Genomic DNA, 18,590 nt, shown 5'->3' on the forward strand with positions numbered 1-18,590 from the left:
AAAGAATATGAAGGCCAGTTTAAAAGCCTGTGATGTTGTAATTTTCGGTGGCGGTGGTGATCTTGCAATGCGTAAGTTATTGCCTGCTTTGTACCATTTGGATATGGATGGTTTGCTTGCTCCAACGACACGTATTATTGGTGCTTCGAGACGAGAAGTAAGTACAGCGGAATACCAGACAAAAATTCGAGCCGCGCTTGATGAGTTTGTGCCTTCCAGTGTTGGTGATGAAAAAACATGGCCGCGTTTTAAAGAGCGTTTGAGTTATGTGTCAGTCGATGCACAAGAAGCGTCGGATTTTTCACGATTAAATGATCACCAAGTGGGTGGTGATAATCGTGATGTTGTTTTTTACCTTGCAACGTCACCAGATTTATTTGGTTCGATTTGTTCTTCGTTAGCGGCCCACGGTTTGAATGCAGAGCGTATGCGTGTTGTTCTAGAAAAGCCGCTTGGTCGAGATTTGGCATCTTCTCGTGCAATTAACGATGAAGTAATGAAGAACTTCAATGAGCAGCAGGCCTTCCGTATCGATCACTATCTTGGCAAAGAGACAGTGCAAAACTTATTAGCGATACGTTTTGGTAACACTCTGTTTGAACCTTTATGGGATAGTGCGCATATTGATAATGTGCAGATTACCGTTTCTGAAACGGTGGGTGTAGAAGGGCGTTGGGGTTATTACGATAATGCCTGTGGCTATGCGTGATATGGTGCAAAATCACCTGATCCAGCTATTGTGCTTGGTTGCGATGGAGCCACCAGGTCGAATGGACGCTGACTCCGTGCGCGATGAAAAAATCAAGGTATTGAAAGCATTGCGTCCTATTGCTGGAGCAAATGCTTATACCAAGACCGTTCGTGGTCAATATGCGAAGGGTATGATCAAAGGCAAAGAGGTAAAAGGGTATTTCGATGAAGAAGGCAGTAATCCTGACTCTCGAACAGAAACCTTTGTTGCTTTGCGTGCGGATATTGATAACTGGCGTTGGGCTGGCGTGCCTTTTTATCTTAGAACGGGTAAACGCTTAGGTCAGCGTTATTCTGAAATTGTTATTCAATACAAAGCGGTGCCACATAGTATCTTTAGTGACGAAAGCAACCGTCAATTGCAACGTAACCAGTTGATCATTCGTCTTCAGCCAGAAGAGAAAATCTCTTTAACTGTAATGAATAAGGTTCCAGGCGTGAGTGAGGGCATGCTTCTTCAGCCTGTTGATTTGAACTTGAGTTTGACTGAAGCTTTTAATGATAAGCGTAGTCCGGAAGCTTACGAGCGATTATTGCTTGATGTTATGCGCAACGATGCGACTTTGTTTATGCGCTACGATGAAGTAGAGGCGGCTTGGAAATGGGTGGACGGTATTATGTCTGCATGGAACCAAACCAGTGAGCGTCCAAAAGAATACGCTTCCGGCTCTTGGGGGCCTGCAGCCTCGATGGCATTGCCGATCAAAGACGGCCGTAATTGGCATGATTATTAAGTCTTAATAAAAGGAAAATAAAATGACTACTTCATATACCGCTGAACAGGTAATGACAGCCACTTCTGTTGTTCCTGTCATCGTTGTTGATAGTGTTGAGCAAGCGGTTGCATTGGGTAAGGCCCTTGTTGCCGGTGGCGTGCCTGTTTTAGAAGTAACCTTGCGTACGCCTGCTGCCCTAGAGGCTATTACGGCACTTCGTAAGGAAGTACCAGAGGCGATTGTTGGAGCAGGGACAGTTTGTTCACGTGCACAATATATTCAAGCCATTGAAGCTGGCTCTCAGTTTATTATTAGCCCAGGGATGACGCCAGATCTATTGGCGGTGGGTAAAGAGTACGATGTACCTTACTTACCAGCCGTAGCGACTATCTCTGATATTTTGCTTGGTATGGAATACGGCTATGACCGTTTTAAATTCTTCCCTGCTGAAGTGAATGGTGGGGTGAAAGCGCTGAAAGCATTTGGTGGTCCATTGCCACAGATTAAGTTTTGCCCGACGGGTGGTATTGGTGCGGATAACTTCCGTGAATATCTAGCTTTACCAAATGTGCTATGTGTGGGTGGTTCTTGGATTGTACCAACTGATTTAGTGCGTGCCGGTAAGTGGGATGAGATTACCGAGTTGGCGAAATCCGTTGCTTAGGTTCTGAGTGATTTAATGCGCTGGTAGCAATATGAAAAGGGGAAGAGCATTTGCTCTTCCCCTTTTTTCGACCTAAAAACTCATAAATTCTCTTCAGCAAATTCGGCAAGTCGGCTTCTTTCTATACCATTGACGTGCATGATGCTGGCGTATTTAAAGGATTTTGTTTTCTCCACTAGGTAAGTTAATCCTGAGGTTAGTGGGGTGATGTACTTGTTATCAATTTGTGCCAAATTGCCTAGCACGATAATTTTTGAGTTGCTGCCGACTCGCGTCACGATGGATTTGAGTTGGAATTGTGTTAGTCCTTGTGCTTCGTCGATGATGATCAAAGCATTATTAAACGATCGGCCACGCATAAAGTTCAAAGATTTAAATTGAATGTTGGCTTTTTGTTTTACGTAGTCAATGCTGCTAAAAGAATGTTCGTCAGCACCATGCAAAATTTCTAAGTTATCGTCAAAGGCTGCCAACCATGGTGCCATTTTTTCTTCTTCTGTGCCTGGTAAGAAACCTATGTCTTCTGCCATGGGGGGCGTGGATCTAGCAACGATAATCTTATTAAAGCGTTTTTCCTCCATGGTGACTTGTAGTCCATAAGCTAGGGCTAATAGTGTTTTACCTGAGCCAGCAGGTCCTGTCATTACCATAAGATCTGAGTTGTCATGGCGCAATAAGTAAAATGCCATGGCTTGCTCTAGATTGCGGGGTAGAATGCCCCAGAAGTTTTGATTCATCAGATGCTGTTTATTGATATCGAGTAGGTAGACGTGTTCTTGGTCAAGGTTGACCACAAAGCCAATGAAGTCTTCATCGTCAATGACAAACATATTGAAATAGATATTGGGTAGATGGCTTTTATTAATCACATGGACCGTGTGGCGGCCATGAGCTTCTGTTTTAACGCTTTCAATGGTGGACCAAAAACTGCCTGAAAACTGAATATAGCCCTTACTCATTAGATCTAGATCGTCAAGAACCTTATCTTTACGATAGTCTTCGACTCGTTCTAGTCCTGAGCCTTTTGCCTTGATGCGCATGTTGATGTCTTTTGTCACAAGGCAAACAGAGGAGCGAGGGTGTGTTGCTTGTAAGCTTAAGCCAACATTGATGATGCGATTATCATTGGCGTGATCATGGTTGCCATTTAAAAATGGGATATTATCGGTTAGGGTGATTTGTTGGTCTGGATAGATGGCCAAAGAGCCTTCGACGCGTTTAGATTGCTCCTGATCTGTTTCATTATTGATAATGCGAATGGGGACGCCAGCTTGTAGGTCTCGAGGGGAGGCATCACCCACTATTTTGTCGATGGTGTTGATAGCTACTCGAGCTTCTCTACTAACGTCTTTGTCTCTCCTATCTTTGATAACATCTAATTCTTCTAGGACGGTCATAGGAATGACGACTTTGTGTTCGGCAAAAGCATAAATTGCCAATGGATCGTGCAATAGCACATTCGTGTCGAGAACGTAGATTTTTTCCATAGAATATTACTCCTGCAATGAACATGAAGCTTGCTTTTGAATAGGGAAGAAACGAACGAAACGCCTAGTGCTTAGATAATAATTGAAGAATTGAGTGTTTGGTTTAGTGAAAAGTAACAGGGTGAACCGTAATTTGGTAAGTGTTGTTTGATTGGCAGTTTGATTCACCAAAGAAGGCTGGAGCATTGTATTGAAATGATGGCGATTATGGTTTTGTGGCAAGTTGAACCTCACTGTCTTTATCCATACTCTAATTAGAGTGTATGACAGTTTTGTTGCTTATGCTTGTTCTAATAGGCTTTTTTAGCAATTTTTAGTTATAAAAAAACCGCTGTTTATGGCAGCGGTTTTTTTGTGCTCGATTTATCAATCGTCTAAGAAGCTTCTTAGGTGCTCTGAGCGACTAGGGTGGCGTAGTTTACGTAGTGCTTTGGCTTCGATTTGACGGATACGTTCACGCGTCACGTCAAATTGCTTACCGACCTCTTCAAGAGTATGGTCTGTATTCATGTCGATACCAAAACGCATGCGCAACACTTTGGCCTCACGTGCTGTTAAACCAGCAAGTACCATAGTGGTTGACTCGCGCAAACCTTCTATTGTTGCTATATCAATAGGGGATTCTGCACCATCGTCCTCAATGAAATCACCTAAGTGAGAGTCTTCATCATCACCGATCGGTGTTTCCATCGAAATCGGTTCTTTAGCGATCTTCAGTACTTTGCGAATTTTGTCTTCTGGCATATCCATGCGAGCTGCCAACTCTTCAGGTGTTGCTTCACGTCCCATTTCTTGTAGCATCTGACGAGAGATACGATTTAATTTATTAATCGTTTCGATCATGTGTACAGGAATACGGATAGTGCGAGCTTGGTCAGCAATCGAGCGAGTGATTGCTTGACGAATCCACCAAGTTGCATAAGTTGAGAACTTATAGCCACGGCGGTATTCGAATTTATCCACTGCTTTCATTAAGCCGATGTTGCCTTCTTGAATAAGATCCAAGAATTGTAAACCACGGTTAGTGTATTTTTTCGCAATAGAAATAACCAGACGCAAGTTGGCCTCAACCATTTCTTTTTTCGCACGGCGAGCACGAGTTTCACCGATTGAAATACGACGGTTAATTTCTTTTAGTTCTGCAATTGTTAAACCTGTTTCTTTAGAAACAGCGCGTAGTTTACGCTGACTGCGCATAAACTCAGCTTCGTTCTCTTCCAGTGCAGCAGCGTAATCGGCACCAGAAGCAATTTGTTCTTTCAGCCAATCAGGATTGGTTTCATTGCTTGGAAAACGCTTTAAAAATTCGGTTCTTGGCATGCCAGATTTGCGCACACACACTTGCATGATAAGGCGTTCTTGGTCACGGATTTTTTCCATGCGTGAACGTACGCGATCAATCAGCTCATCAAACATTTTTGGAACAAGCTTAATAGGAGCAAAACTAATGCTTAGCTCTTCTTGCTTATTTTTTACGTCAGGATCTTGTCTGTCGCGTGTTTCCAATAGCACTTTTAATTCATTGTAAATACGTGTGATATCATTAAAACGTAACGCTGTTTCTTCAGGATCAGGACCGTTATCCGTTTCTTCTTCGCTTGTCTCTGAATCATCATCGTCTTCGTCACTGTCGACAGTATCTTCATCGATTAATGGTTCATCGTTAATAGAGTCTTCGAAAATAGGTTCTTCGCCATCGCCATCGATAAAGCCACTAAAAATATCACTTAGACGGCCTTCTTCTTCCTGTACTTTCGCATAGGCGTCAAGCAGTACATCTACAGCGCCAGGGAAGTAAGAGATAGCAGCCATCACTTCGCGAGTACCTTCTTCGATACGTTTTGCGATGGCAATCTCACCGGCACGAGTCAATAGTTCGACCGTACCCATTTCGCGCATATACATACGGACTGGGTCAGTGGTTCTAGTAATATCACCTTCTACTGCGGCCAAAGCGGCAGCGGCTTCTTCCGCGGCGGCTTCATCGGTCGCATCACCTTCTTCCATGAGAAGGCTATCTTTATCGGGTGCAACTTCGGAAACCGTAATGCCCATGTCGTTGATCATGGCAATGATTTCTTCTACTTGCTCCGGGTCTGAAAGGTCATCAGGGAGGTGGTCATTAACTTCGGCAAAAGTTAAGTAACCTTGTTCTTTACCCTTGGTGATCAGCTCTTTGAGACGTGACTGTTGAGTGTCTGGCATTCGACAACCTATCGTTAGAAATTCATTTGGGAGTTTAGCAAGCCGCGGATTATAACAAAATCAATCGCTTTTATCCACCGAATCCTTTCTTTTGTGAGTGAAAATTAAGCAACATTTATGACTTTTTTTGTCTAATCAAATCCATTAAATTTCGTAATTCCTGCTTACTGCTACTGTCCTTTATGGATTCGTTTCCTTTGCTTTTCAACCGTGCAATGCTGCTATTTAATCCAAGATTTTTCTCTAATGTCACAACCATATCGAGTACTTCTTGCTGTGCATTGGTTATTTTTAGCTTTGTTATCGCATCTTTGTGGTTTAATAATGCGTAAATGGATGATATTGCGAATTTATCTGTTAAATCTCCCAATAGGTGTCCTGTGTTTTTGTGAGGATGTTTTGTGAAATATCTCCATATTTTGCAGAAAACTTGTAGCTCATCATTGGCTTGATTTATCACGGGGTCAGGCAAGTCGATCTCTTTTGCTATGTGAGGATGCAGTAGGAGGCATAGAGAGGCCTGTTTTATCCGACTTAGGCTAGGTGCAGCTGGGGGAAGTGCTGGCTCGTCATTGTAAAACTTCCCTTTAGAAAAAGGTTTTTTCCCAAAAGGTTTTTTAAATGAACCTTGTGTTGTTGGTTGGTTTTTTGGTGTTGTGTAATCGGGCTGATGAAAATCATCATAGTGGTTGTGCGACGGTTCGTAATCGTAGTGGCTTAAGTCTGGTGTGTCGCCATTATAATGGTGTGTTTGTTGTGTATGGTCTGGGTGGGGCTGAGATTGCTCTTCCGTTGGGGTGAACTGGCGTCGAGATTTAAAAACGGTATTGCCCAGTGTTTCGCTGTCGATACCAGATTGATCGCTCAATTGGCGAATTAATACTGAGCGAAAGGTGAGGCTCTTTAGGGATTTGCTTAATCATTTCCATGGCGTTGCGAGCGAATTGTGCTTCGCCTTCTTCATCGCCTAAGGTTACCTGGTTTCTGGCGTGATCAAACAGTACATGTGATAACGAAGACGCATCTTCTAGGCGACGATTAAAGGCGTCTTTGCCTTCTTTTCTGATCAGTGAGTCTGGGTCTTCACCCTCAGGTAAAAATAAAAAGCGTACTTGTTTTTCATCTTGCATAACCGGTAAGGAGGCTTCTAAGCCTCGAATGGCAGCCGCGCGGCCAGCTTTGTCGCCATCAAAGCAAAGTACTATCTTGCTAACCAGTTTAAAGAGTTTGCGTATGTGCTGACTATTGACGGATGTTCCTAGCGTAGCAACGGCGTTGGTAATGCCGTGTTGCGCCAACACTATGACATCCATGTAGCCTTCAACCACAAGAATTTGGTCGAGTACGGGGGTGTTCTGCTTCGCCTCAAATAGTCCGTAGAGCCTCTTGGCTTTTTTGAAAAACAGGGGTCTCTGGCGAGTTGAGATATTTGGGTTTTTCATCGCCAAATGCTCGTCCGCCAAAGGCAATCACACGGCCTCGTGAATCGCGAATGGGAAAAATGATCCGGTCGCGAAAGCGATCATAGTAGTGGCCCGGTTGGTCTTTTTTCTCAATCAGCATGCCGCCTAATAAAAGCTGTTCTTGGCTCTCTGCGCGGGTACCTACTTTCTTAAGAAGATTGTCCCATCCGGCAGGTGCGTAGCCCAAGCCAAATACTTTAGCGATTTGACCAGATAGTCCACGCTCTTTCGACAAGTAGTCTGTGGCTTTTTTCTTGTCAGGGTGTTGAGTGAGTTGTTGCTGATAAAACTGCGAGCTTTCGGATAGGCGTTTAAGTAATTCTGCGTTTTGTTCGTATCTGTCTGGTGCACCTTGTTCTCTTGGCACTTCCATGCCCGCGTCTTTTGCCAGTACTTCAATGGCATCGACAAAGTCTAAATGGTCATGTTCCATGACAAAGGAAATAGCATTACCACCTGCGCCGCAACCAAAACAATAATAGAACTGTTTGTTTGGATTGAGACTAAAGGAAGGGCTTTTTTCGTTATGAAATGGGCACAGTGCACTGTAATTTTGTCCGGTTTTTTTTAGGCTAATGCGAGACGCAACCACATCGGTCAGGTCGGTTCGAGCCAAAAGCTCGTCAATAAACTGATCAGGGATACGTCCCGCCATTATGTTAGCCTAATTGTGCTTTAACTTGTTTGCTGATTTGTGCCATATCGGCACGACCTTGAACTTGTGGTTTTACAATGGCCATAACTGCGCCCATTTGTTGCATGGAAGTTGCGCCCGTTTCTGCAATGGCTGCTTTTACAATCTCACCGACTTCATCGTCGGTCAATGGTGTTGGTAAAAACTCGCTAATGATGGCCATTTCTTCTTGTTCAATCGCAGCAAGGTCTTCGCGACCGCCGTCGATAAACTGTTGGTTTGAGTCTTTGCGTTGCTTGTTCATTTTGTCAAGAACGGCTAATACACGAGCATCATCTAGTTCAATGCGTTCATCTACTTCGATCTTTTTGCATTCGGATAGGATGGTGCGAATGACAGTGACACGTTGCTTTTCTTTGGCGCGCATCGCCTCTTTTAATGTGTCTGAAATGTGTTTTTTTAGGTCTGACATGGGATCCTCTTACTTTCGGTAGATTGCTGTCGAGTAGGCTGATAGGCAAAAAAAACGGCTAGTTGGTTAACTAGCCGTTTTTTATAAGCCTAAAAGTTAGAAACGTCTAGGCAAACATTTGTTTATAGCAAATTGCCAAACGGCAGATTGGCCTAGTACAAACGTTGGAATTTCTTTTGCTCACGAGAAACTTTCTTCGCGTGGCGTTTTACAGCGGCAGCTGCAGCGCGTTTACGAAGCGTTGTTGGTTTTTCGTAGCATTCACGACGACGAACTTCAGCCAAAACGCCTGCTTTTTCACAAGAGCGTTTGAAGCGACGTAGAGCGATGTCAAATGGTTCGTTATCTTTTACTTTTACTGCTGGCATGTTATTACCTTTAATAATATTTTTTTAAAGTTTAAGTATTCACAAAAACGGCGTGAATCATACCCGTATTTAATGGGCTTTCAAAGCGCGCTTTTGTTGAACAGAGTGTGGTCATAAATAGACCGATTTTTCTAGGCTTAGTAAAAGCCTAACCCTGAACAGACTATGATCGCGTCTGTAATGGTATTCATTCTTTTAGAGGGTGCTTGGTTCGCCATTTGCTTACATTTGAAGCTATGTGCCAAGCTAGAAAAATCACCTGCCTTTTATTTTAAACATTTAAAACGCGCGCATTATAATGCTTTTGCCTAGCTGTGTCTAATTTTCATTTGAGGGATCTGTAAAGGAAGTTGCTCTTTGCTCTGCAATGGAACGGGTAGATAAGGTACAATGTGCTTAATTTATTGATGAGATTGCTCTAATGAAAGTATTGGGATTAGAAACCTCTTGCGATGAGACGGGAATCGCCATTTACGATACCGAAAATGGGTTGTTGGCTCACAAGATTTATTCTCAAATCGCACAGCATGCAGAGTATGGCGGTGTGGTACCTGAGTTGGCTTCCCGTGATCATGTCCGTAAAACATTGCCGCTTATCGATGAGGTATTACACGCTGCGGGAATAAAAAAATCGGAACTGGATGCGATTGCTTATACCAGTGGTCCTGGCTTGGTTGGTGCTTTGATGGCTGGCGCGACGATTGGTCATTCTTTGGCGTATGCGCTAGGGATTCCAGCTTTGGGAGTGCATCATATGGAAGGGCACCTTTTAGCACCAATGCTAGAAGAGTCGCAACCTGAGATGCCTTTTATTGCTTTGCTCGTTTCGGGTGGCCACACTCAGTTGGTGCGTGTTGATGCGATCGGTGAATACCGTCTGTTAGGTCAATCTCTTGATGATGCGGCAGGAGAGGCTTTTGATAAAGCCGCTAAGATGATTGGCCTACCTTATCCAGGAGGGCCATACATTGCGGCGTTAGCGAAACGTGGTAATGCGGAATCTGGGTTGATATTCCCGCGCCCGATGACAGATCGTCCTGGTTTGGATTTCAGTTTCAGTGGTTTGAAAACGGCGTTTTTAACGGCGGTGCATGATGCATTAGATCATGATCGCTGTGATGAGCAGTTCAAAGCGGATGCTGCTTTGGCGTTTGAAACCGCTGTAGTCGATACCTTGGTCATAAAGTGTCGTCGAGCGCTGGAAGCAGAAGGTTTGAAACGATTGATTATCGCCGGTGGCGTGAGCGCGAATCAGAGATTACGTGAGCAGCTTGAAAGCCAACTGAAAAAAATCAAAGCCAGTGTGTTTTATGCCAGGCCAGAATTTTGTACCGATAATGGTGCCATGATCGCTTATGCTGGTGCTCAGCGTTTGGTCAATGGTCAATCTTCTGCGCTTAGTTTGTCGATACGCGCCCGTTGGCCTTTATCAGAATTGTCGCCTCTAAAGGAGTCTTAATGTGACCGACCTAGTGTTTATTGAGGGTTTAAAAACGCAAGCTGTGATCGGTGTGTACGATTGGGAAAAAAAGATCCAGCAAGATTTGGTGTTTGACTTGGAAATGGAGCACGACAATCGTGTTCCGGCAGAGACGGATGATCTTGCGAAGACACTGGATTACGAGGCAATCTCCAATTATATTTTAGCGTTTTGTGCCGAACGTCAATTTGAGTTAATTGAAACCTTGGCCGAGCACTTGGTTTCTGAATTGATCGGACAGTTTAAATTAAACGCTATCACGCTAACATTACGAAAGCCTGGAGCGGTGTCAGCAGCTCAAGCCGTAGGTGTGAAAATTCACAGAAAGTCTACGGTCACTTATTGAGACGTTATGTGTTAATTGATTAAAGGGGATAGGGTTTTGTCGAGAGCCTCTGTACGGGCTTTTTTCAACGCTTGACCCAGCTCTGCGCCATTTAAGCCTTGTTTGATGAATGGGGCGGCATTGATGGTCGCTATGGTATTTCGCAATGATTGCCAGTCATGAATGTCGCTGTTCGTCAAATGGCTCAGAACCTCAATCAGTAAAACATAAGGTTGGGGTTTTTTTATGGCATTAACGCAAACTAACCAGTTTTCCCATGCGATGGAATCCATAGGTATGCGTTGATTTTCTATGAATGAGCGTGTTTGCTCTGCCAGTATTTTGAATTGATTTGGGCTGCGGATGCGCTCATGTAATTGGGTGAGATTTGCAAGTGGCGTGTTTTTGCATAACATTGCCCAGCGCTGGGCGGGTGTTATGTCCTTTTGGCTTAGGCCCTCGGTAAGGTTCAGGTCTTCCTCCCATACTAACTCAGGAAAAAGCTTATCTAGAGCGTTTACTTCCTTTAATACCGAGAAAAAAATATTGGCATGGTGGGTATTAAGGGCTTTTTCTAGTTCTTTCCATACCCGTTCTGCACTTAAACTAGCCAGCTCTCCCGAGGCGCTAATGGTTTGCATTAACAAGATAGTTTCGGGGGCAATAGTAAAGCCAAAGTGATGGAAACGTGCGGCAAAGCGAGCAACTCGCAATACTCGAAGCGGGTCTTCAACAAAAGCATCTGAAACGTGACGTAATACGCGATCTTGTAAATCCTGTTGCCCGTGAAAGGGATCAATTAAGGCGCCATCCTTATCTTGTGCTATGGCATTGATGGTAAGATCTCTGCGCTCTAAATCTTCTTCGAGGCTGATATCAGGAGAAAAATCACAAATAAAACCTGTATAGCCTTGCCCTTGTTTTCTTTCTTTGCGAGCAAGGGCGTATTCCTCTTTACTTTTTGGGTGCAAGAAAACAGGGAATTGTTTGCCTACTTGTTGATAGCCTTGTTGCTCAAGTTGCTCTGGGGTGGCGCCCGTGACAACCCAGTCATGATCTATAACTGGCAGTGCTAAAAGTGCGTCTCTAACAGCACCGCCAACGAGATAGACTTGATACTTGGCTGTCATGGTTAGTTAGCTACCTGTTTCGCATTGTTCTGGGAACATGGCGCTCCATTGACTAAAACCACCATTTAGTGAATAGACTTCCTTGAAGCCTTGTGATGCTAGGTATTCTGCAGCGCCTTTACTACTATTGCCGTGGTAGCAGCAGACAATGACAGGTTGATCTTTTGCGGCACGATCAATAAAGTCTTGAACATTATCATTGGTTAAACTGATTGCGTTTGTTATGTGACTGTTATGGAAACTGGTCAGATCGCGAATATCAACAATAGTGGCATTGTTTTCCATAATTGGCAGTGCATCTGAAATATCAATACAATGAAAAGTCATGAATTCTTCCGATTAAGTGTGCAAGGTGTACTAAAGCGCTGTTTATCTTCTAAGCGCAACGCTGTCAGACTTCCGCCCCAGACGCAGCCTGTGTCTAATGCATGGATGCGTTCTAATTGGGTTTTTCCTTCTAAAGCGGCCCAATGACCAAAAACAATATGGCAGTCCTCGGGGACTTTTGAGGGATAATTAAACCAAGGAGCGAAGCCTTTCTCAGCCGTGTTAATGCCTTCTTTAGATTTAAGATCAAGCTTACTGTTTTCATCGCAAAAACGCATGCGAGTTAAGTAGTTGGTGATCGCACGAAGACGATCTAAGCCCGTCAGTTCATCACTCCAAGTGTCTGGAGTATTACCATACATGGTCGCAAAAAAATCATCAACACTGTCTGATTTGAGTTTTTTTTCGACTTCCTTGGCGAGAGATTGAGTTTTTGCTAGATCCCAGCAAGGCGGGATTCCCGCGTGTGTCATAACGGTATTGAGTTGTTCGTCGTAATGAAATAAGGGTTGTTGGCGAAGCCAGTTCATTAAGTCATCACGATCACTAGCCGTCAGAATTTCAGCTAATGTATCACCTCGTTTTAACTTACCATAGCCATGGGAAACCGCTAGCAAATGCAGGTCATGATTACCTAGAACAATGGTGGCGTTGCTGCCCAGTGATTTTATGAAGCGAAGCGTTTCTAGAGATTCTTCACCGCGATTGATCAGATCACCAGCAAACCAGAGCTTGTCTAGTTGTGGCTGGTAGTTAATTTGTTCCAAAAGCTGCACTAGCGGTGTAAGACAGCCTTGTAAATCACCAATAACATAGGTTGCCATAAGTCGCCTCAGTGAACCTGATTGGGTACGGACAGGGTGAAAGGATGAATAGGGGCTTCAAACTCTGTGCCATCATCAGCCAGAAATTGATAACTACCTTGCATGCTACCAACGACCGTGTCCATCACCGTGCCGCTGGTGTAATGAAAAGACTCTCCTGGCGCTAAGTGCGGATATTCTCCAATGACACCGCTGCCTTTCACTTCTTGTACCTGTTCATTGCCATTGGTAATAATCCAGTGGCGGGTCTGAAGCTTGGCTGGCTCTGTTCCGCAGTTTTTGATTGAAATGTGATAGGCAAATACGTAACGGGATTCATTAGGTGTGGATTGGCTTGCGAGATATTCTGTGCGAACAGAAACCGCGACGTCATATTTCTGCATTTACCCTTCCTTTTTGAGGATGTAGTTGGTGATTCGAACGAAGTCTTCTACGTCAAGCCTTTCAGGACGCAAGGTGGGGTCAATATTGAGTGCCGAAAAATCATCGGTGTCTAATACCCCTTTGTAATTGTTGCGTAGGGTTTTGCGGCGTTGTTGAAAGCCTATTCTGACCATGTCTTCTAGCATTTTTATGTCATTAACTGGGTAAGGTAATGATTTGTGTGGCGTCATTCTCACAATCGCAGAATCGACTTTTGGTGCTGGGTCAAATGATTCAGGCCCAACAATAAAGAGTGATTCGACGGAGCAGTAATACTGCGCCATTACGCTTAGGCGTCCATAAAGGCTATCACCAGGGCGCGCGGCTAAACGATCAACCACTTCTTTTTGTAGCATGAAGTGCATGTCTTCAATGGCGTTGGCTTGGCTTAATAAGTGAAAAATAAGCGGCGTTGAAATGTTGTAAGGCAAGTTGCCTACAACACGAATGGCTTGTTCTGGCGTGCTCAGTGAGGCAAAGTCAAATTTCATGGCATCCGCTTCATGAACGGTAAGCTCGGGAAAGCGGAATAAGTTTACCTTCAAAATAGGGATTAGATCACGGTCAAGTTCAACCACATCCATGCGCTCAGTGACACTGATTATGCCTTCCGTTAAGGCGCCTTTGCCCGGCCCAATCTCGACGATGCGCTGACCTTTTTTGGGGCCAATGCATGCCACAATGCGTCGAATTACGCCGTGATCATGAAGGAAGTTTTGGCCGAATCTTTTTCTGGCTTTATGGGGTTGCTGTTTGCTCATTTAGAAAACTTTTTCGCGTTATTTGCCATGTTAATAGCATGTTGAATGGCCACTTTAAGGCTGCCGTTGTTTGCTTTGCCTGTGCCAGCCAAATCAATGGCTGTGCCGTGGTCGACAGATGTTCGAATAATAGGTAAGCCTAATGTGATATTGACGGCATTACCAAAACCTGAATATTTTAACACAGGTAAGCCTTGATCGTGATACATAGCCAAGGCGCAGTCGGCATCATTTAGGTATTTTGGGGTAAACAGGGTGTCTGCTGGAAGAGGACTCACAAGATCTAAGCCTTCTTGGCGCAGTTTATCGAGTGTTGGGATAATTACGTCAATTTCTTCTCTGCCAAGGTGGCCATCTTCACCCGCGTGGGGGTTTAAGCCACAGACTAAGATCTTTGGTTTTGTAATCCCGAATTTCTCTTGCAGGTCTTGATTCAGTGCGTTGATGACAAGACTGATACTTTGCTCTGTAATGGCAGCAGACACATCTTTTAGTGGTAGGTGAGTGGTGACGAGTGCCACTTTCATTGCTTCTGTTGCTAGCATCATCACCACATGTGGTGACTTACACTGAGCCTGAAAGAATTCGGTATGCCCAGAAAAATGCACACCCGTTTCGCATAAGATGCCTTTGTGAACCGGAGGGGTGACAATGGCATCAAATTCTTTTCGTAGACAACCTTCCCCAGCTTGCTTGAGTGTTTCTAAAACATAGGGGGCGTTTTCAATATCAAGCACGCCTGCAATCGTCTGTTTCGCTTGCTGAATTGGCAAGACGCTAATCATGCCTTGTTGATGTGCACTTACTTCATGTGAGTGACTGAGTGTTCGAGTGTCGACAGTTAGACCCAGTGTTGACGCTCTATCTTTCAGCAATTGTGGATCAGCAAGAATAATTAAACGAGCAGGAAATGCCTGCTCGTTTAAGGCGCTTAGAATAATGTCAGGGCCGATTCCTGCCGGTTCACCAGAGGTGATGGCAATAATAGGGAGTGACTCTACCGGATTATTCGCCATGTTTTTCTCTTATTTTTTGATGTCAATAAAGGCATCTGCGCGTAGCTCGTCAAGCCAGTTACTAAGCACGACATCTTGTTTTTGAGCGGTTAAGGCGCGCTCAGCATTACTACGTTTTACTTTGTCGCTGATATCTGCTTCACGACGACCTTCGACTTGCAAAATATGCCAGCCGAATTGTGTGCGGAAAGGTTTGCTGATGTCACCGATGCTAGTTTGATTCATCATATTCTCAAATTCAGGGACCATGGTGCCCGGTGTTACCCAGCCTAAATCACCACCTTGCAAGGTAGAGCCTTGATCTTCGCTGTGTTCTTTCGCAAGTTGCGTGAAATCTGCACCATTTTCTAGCTTATTATAAAGGTCATCGGCTAATGCTTTGGTTTGCTCTATATTGCGAATTTCATTAGCACGGACCAAAATGTGACGTACTTTAGTTTGTTGTTGCAGGGTAACATCAGGGGAACGTTTTTCGATCAGCCAAAGCAAATGAAAGCCCGCATTACTTTGTAATGGTCCAATAAGAGGGCCATTATCGGCCTCTAAGGCACGAACAAATAACGGCGGTAGTTGATTTAGCGGACGCCAACCTAAATCCCCTCCTTCAATAGCAAATTGCCCGTCAGAGTTTTCAACTGCTTGCTGAATGAAATCTTCTTCGGTATTGATTTTTTGTCTAATAGACTGAATTTTGGCTTCTGCTTCTTCTGGGTTACTCGCTCTGATAAGTAAGTGACGCAGACGAACTTGTTCTTTTTCTTTGGTAATGCTGGTATCTGAGCTTAAATAATCGTTAATTTCTTGCTCAGAAATCACAATACGCTTTTTTAAAATTTCTCGTTTGACATTATTGATTAGAATTTCTTGCTCAATTTGCTCGCGATAGCGTGAGTAGTTAATACCCTTGCTAGCGAGTACATCTTTTAAGCCTTGCAAATCTAAGTTCATATTTTGAGCGACTCCAAGTATGGCGTTATCCACATCTGTGCTAGAGACACGCATGCCGATTTTGCGCGCGTAGTTTACCTGCAGAGCTTCGTCAATCATCTGGTTTTGAATTTGACGGTGAATGTTATCTGTCATCACTCCGCCAGGCACTCGGTCTTTGACAATTTGAAAGCGATTTTGAATATCACTTTCTAAAATAGGTTTTGAGTCTACAATGGCTGAAATGCCATCAATCTTCGTCGGTTCAGCATGTAATGTTTGCAACGGTAGCAATGTCACGAACATAAAAGAGAAAAAAGAAAACAACTTCATGATTAATATCCAACTTTTCCTTGGTTCCAATAACTGTCAGCAATGTTAGTTTCGCTATTAGCACGACCCGCACTGCTTAAGCCACGTAAAATAAATTGTAAAAAGACGCCACGATCGTATTGATTGTCATCATTGAGCCAGTGTTGATAGCTCATCGAAACCTTTATACAGCAGTTTTCATAACCTAGTCCTGCGATTTCTTTAGTGCCATCCTCTCTTAAGAAATCATAAGTGTATTGTGTGAACATTGACCAATTTTGGTTGATTGGAAAAATTGTCCCTACGCTTGCTTGTTTGGCATCATCATCTGGATCAGTATTGTTAATTGTATACAAATAACTAAGATTGATTTTGACATCATCAACTGGTGTTAGTGATGCAACGATTTGTGCTAAGTTTACCTTGCTGTTGTCTAGGTTGTAATTCAAATTCCCTGTTAAACTAAAACGATCAGTATTGTAGTTAGTCGAAGTGAGTAAATCGCTGCGCTTTGAGTCATCAATTGCATTGTTTTCATCCGTGTTGCCAGTAATACCAACATAACGATCTTTCAAATAAAAGATCTGACCGGCTTTAAATGCCCATCTTTCATTATTGTTTGCATCATATAGACGACTTTCTAGACCAAATGTTACTTGCTCTGTATCGCCGATTCTATCATTGCCATTGAAGCGATTGTGGCTGAAGGCTTGAGAATAGGTCATCGTTGGTACGCTTGCATCAAAGTCAGGAATAAAATCTTGATCTTTATAAGGCGAGTTTAAATAACTTAATTGTGGTTCCAGTGTTTGTCTCCACGGGCTATTGTCTAGAATTAAGCGGCGTTCAAACACTACAGAAGAGTCTATGTATCCAGTAATGTGACTAATGGACTCTTCGCTGTCAGATGTTGTTGTGTAATTGTGGATGTCATAGTCACGGTACTGTATTAAAAGTCCTGGCGTTAAACTTCCCCATCCATTGCTGATGTTCGCTTTTGTGTCTTGATTCAAAACGATTCGTTTGCCATCAAAATTATTTTCGTCTGGATCGTAAAAATCCGTGTATTGGGCATCAATTCTATAATCTAAATTACTTGTCGATAATCGATAGGAGCTATCAACCCTGGGTAACCATTCGAAAGGTTTATCAACCGTATTATCTGGTGTTTGGTAAGTTAAGTAAGTCACCTTATTTAAGAGGTTGCCATTATTAGCGCTCACATAAACACTTCGTTGGTAATGATCTTTTTCACCAATGGATGTGCTGTTTGCCTCTGGGTATTTGTTTTCTGTTGGATTGTCTTCTAGCAAGAAGCCTGTACTAAAATAGGTGTTTATTTTTTGTGCGGTTGTGAGTTTGAGTAGGGTTTGCTCACCTTCGTCATTATCAAAAAAAGTGGACTGCTCATACATTGTCTCACCATAAGGGCTTAGGTGACGTAACTCTAGATCGAGTCCTTCGCCTTTTTTTTGAATAACCTGTGGTGTGATAGTGGCATCATAGTTCGGTGCAATGTTCCAGTAAAAAGGCGCTGATAGGCTTAGACCATCTGATCCTGAGAACCCAAAGCTAGGAAACAAAAAGCCTGTTTGACGAGTGTTATCAATTGGAAAACGCAACCAAGGGAAATAAAAAATAGGCAGTCCAGCCACACGAATTTGTACATGTTCTGCAGTACCAAAGCCACTTTTCGTATCAATCTTAATGGAGCTTCCATAAAGCTGCCAGCTCTCTTCAGTGGGTTCACAGGTAGTAAAAAAGCCTTCTTTTATAAAAATGACGCCATCTTGACTCCGTGAGAGTAGCTTAGCTTCGCCACGCGTTTTGGACTGATGGCTAAGGAACTTGGCGTCGCTAAATTCTGTTGGAGAGCTGTTATTATTTGTTATGTAGGCGCGTGAACTGCGGATCAGCTGATCGTTACTACGTAGAGTAACATTTCCATTAGCTTGATAATATTCATTTGGTATGCCTTCAATTTTGTCAGCAGACAAAGTGGTTTCTGGCTGGCGTATTTCGGCCTCACCTTGAAGATGAATCACGCCGTTTTCGTCACGGACTATTAGATCTGCGGTGAGGTCGGTTCCTTGAATATCGTTTGCTTGCCAGCTATTGATATAGGATCCTTGACAGTATCGACTGAGTTGAGATTGCTGTTCTTTCGTTAAGGATTCTCTTGGTATCCAATCCCATTGGTCCACTTGTCCGTATGCCATTGGCAATACGAAAAGACTTTGAAAAAATAAGGCGTATGTTCGTAAATGCTTAACCATGCAGGGTATACTTGCTACCAAAAGTTATTG

Annotated in this window: 18 protein-coding genes and 1 pseudogene; 4 read left to right on the top strand and 15 right to left on the bottom strand. The window is 43.5% G+C overall.

What is annotated here, in order from left to right; all coding sequences use genetic code 11:
* The first annotated feature begins 7 nt into the window (after positions 1-7).
* Together zwf and ONZ52_RS09595 are read left to right on the top strand one after the other, a co-directional pair.
* Positions 8-1,484, top strand: a pseudogene (zwf, locus tag ONZ52_RS09590) (glucose-6-phosphate dehydrogenase).
* A gap of 22 nt (positions 1,485-1,506) precedes the next feature.
* Complete coding sequence (locus tag ONZ52_RS09595; protein WP_265218389.1) at positions 1,507-2,130, top strand: bifunctional 4-hydroxy-2-oxoglutarate aldolase/2-dehydro-3-deoxy-phosphogluconate aldolase; 624 nt, start codon at positions 1,507-1,509, stop codon at positions 2,128-2,130.
* A gap of 80 nt (positions 2,131-2,210) precedes the next feature.
* On the opposite strand, the gene ONZ52_RS09600 is transcribed toward ONZ52_RS09595, so the two are convergent.
* From ONZ52_RS09600 to rpsU, 7 genes are all read right to left on the bottom strand, one after another.
* On the bottom strand, positions 2,211-3,617 hold the full coding sequence (locus ONZ52_RS09600) for a PhoH family protein (protein WP_265218390.1): 1,407 nt from the start codon (positions 3,615-3,617) through the stop codon (positions 2,211-2,213).
* A gap of 366 nt (positions 3,618-3,983) precedes the next feature.
* Positions 3,984-5,822, bottom strand: a complete 1,839-nt coding sequence (gene rpoD, locus ONZ52_RS09605) for an RNA polymerase sigma factor RpoD (protein WP_265218391.1) — start codon at positions 5,820-5,822, stop codon at positions 3,984-3,986.
* A 115-nt stretch (positions 5,823-5,937) separates the two neighbouring features.
* Positions 5,938-6,690 (bottom strand): hypothetical protein, encoded by a 753-nt coding sequence (locus ONZ52_RS09610; protein ID WP_265218392.1) that lies wholly within the window; start codon positions 6,688-6,690, stop codon positions 5,938-5,940.
* Positions 6,638-7,264 (bottom strand): toprim domain-containing protein, encoded by a 627-nt coding sequence (locus ONZ52_RS09615; protein ID WP_265218393.1) that lies wholly within the window; start codon positions 7,262-7,264, stop codon positions 6,638-6,640. Before ONZ52_RS09615 ends, ONZ52_RS09610 begins: the two co-directional genes overlap by 53 nt.
* Positions 7,188-7,940: a DNA primase gene (gene dnaG / locus ONZ52_RS09620; protein ID WP_265218394.1), complete on the bottom strand. Its 753-nt coding sequence runs from the start codon at positions 7,938-7,940 to the stop codon at positions 7,188-7,190. The genes ONZ52_RS09615 and dnaG overlap by 77 nt, the downstream gene beginning before the upstream one ends.
* Positions 7,941-7,944: 4 nt before the next feature.
* A complete protein-coding gene (locus ONZ52_RS09625; RefSeq protein ID WP_265218395.1) occupies positions 7,945-8,391 on the bottom strand; it encodes a GatB/YqeY domain-containing protein in 447 nt (148 codons plus the stop codon).
* A gap of 152 nt (positions 8,392-8,543) precedes the next feature.
* Entirely contained in the window at positions 8,544-8,759 is a 216-nt protein-coding gene (gene rpsU / locus ONZ52_RS09630) for a 30S ribosomal protein S21 (protein WP_009835737.1), read from the bottom strand.
* A gap of 421 nt (positions 8,760-9,180) precedes the next feature.
* On the opposite strand from rpsU, the gene tsaD reads away from it, so the two are divergent.
* On the top strand, positions 9,181-10,218 hold the full coding sequence (gene tsaD / locus ONZ52_RS09635) for a tRNA (adenosine(37)-N6)-threonylcarbamoyltransferase complex transferase subunit TsaD (RefSeq protein WP_265218396.1): 1,038 nt from the start codon (positions 9,181-9,183) through the stop codon (positions 10,216-10,218).
* A 1-nt stretch (position 10,219) separates the two neighbouring features.
* The gene (gene folB, locus ONZ52_RS09640; protein ID WP_265218397.1) at positions 10,220-10,585 is read left to right on the top strand and encodes a dihydroneopterin aldolase; all 366 of its coding nucleotides are present in this window, start codon (positions 10,220-10,222) and stop codon (positions 10,583-10,585) included.
* Positions 10,586-10,596: 11 nt separating this feature from the next.
* Here folB and ONZ52_RS09645 read toward each other — a convergent pair whose 3' ends face one another.
* From ONZ52_RS09645 to ONZ52_RS09680, 8 genes are read right to left on the bottom strand one after another with little or no spacing between them, the layout of a single operon-like run.
* Positions 10,597-11,694, bottom strand: coding sequence for a tRNA nucleotidyltransferase/poly(A) polymerase-related protein (locus ONZ52_RS09645; protein WP_265218398.1), 1,098 nt, complete (start codon positions 11,692-11,694; stop codon positions 10,597-10,599).
* A gap of 6 nt (positions 11,695-11,700) precedes the next feature.
* Positions 11,701-12,021 (bottom strand): thiosulfate sulfurtransferase GlpE, encoded by a 321-nt coding sequence (glpE, locus tag ONZ52_RS09650; RefSeq protein WP_265218399.1) that lies wholly within the window; start codon positions 12,019-12,021, stop codon positions 11,701-11,703.
* Positions 12,018-12,845 carry a symmetrical bis(5'-nucleosyl)-tetraphosphatase gene (locus ONZ52_RS09655; protein ID WP_265218400.1) on the bottom strand — a complete coding sequence of 276 codons (828 nt, stop codon included), beginning with the start codon at positions 12,843-12,845 and terminating at the stop codon, positions 12,018-12,020. The genes glpE and ONZ52_RS09655 overlap by 4 nt, the downstream gene beginning before the upstream one ends.
* 8 nt (positions 12,846-12,853) lie before the next feature.
* The gene (apaG, locus tag ONZ52_RS09660; protein ID WP_265218401.1) at positions 12,854-13,228 is read right to left on the bottom strand and encodes a Co2+/Mg2+ efflux protein ApaG; all 375 of its coding nucleotides are present in this window, start codon (positions 13,226-13,228) and stop codon (positions 12,854-12,856) included.
* Positions 13,229-14,029, bottom strand: a complete 801-nt coding sequence (gene rsmA, locus ONZ52_RS09665; RefSeq protein ID WP_265218402.1) for a 16S rRNA (adenine(1518)-N(6)/adenine(1519)-N(6))-dimethyltransferase RsmA — start codon at positions 14,027-14,029, stop codon at positions 13,229-13,231.
* Entirely contained in the window at positions 14,026-15,045 is a 1,020-nt protein-coding gene (gene pdxA / locus ONZ52_RS09670; RefSeq protein WP_265218403.1) for a 4-hydroxythreonine-4-phosphate dehydrogenase PdxA, read from the bottom strand. The genes rsmA and pdxA overlap by 4 nt, the downstream gene beginning before the upstream one ends.
* Before the next feature lie 9 nt (positions 15,046-15,054).
* Positions 15,055-16,305, bottom strand: coding sequence for a peptidylprolyl isomerase (locus tag ONZ52_RS09675; RefSeq protein ID WP_265218404.1), 1,251 nt, complete (start codon positions 16,303-16,305; stop codon positions 15,055-15,057).
* Positions 16,306-16,307: 2 nt separating this feature from the next.
* A complete protein-coding gene (locus ONZ52_RS09680; protein ID WP_265218405.1) occupies positions 16,308-18,503 on the bottom strand; it encodes an LPS-assembly protein LptD in 2,196 nt (731 codons plus the stop codon).
* Positions 18,504-18,590: the final 87 nt, after the last annotated feature.

This window comes from Marinomonas rhodophyticola, from assembly GCF_026113935.1.
Taxonomy (GTDB): Bacteria; Pseudomonadota; Gammaproteobacteria; order Pseudomonadales; family Marinomonadaceae; genus Marinomonas; species Marinomonas rhodophyticola.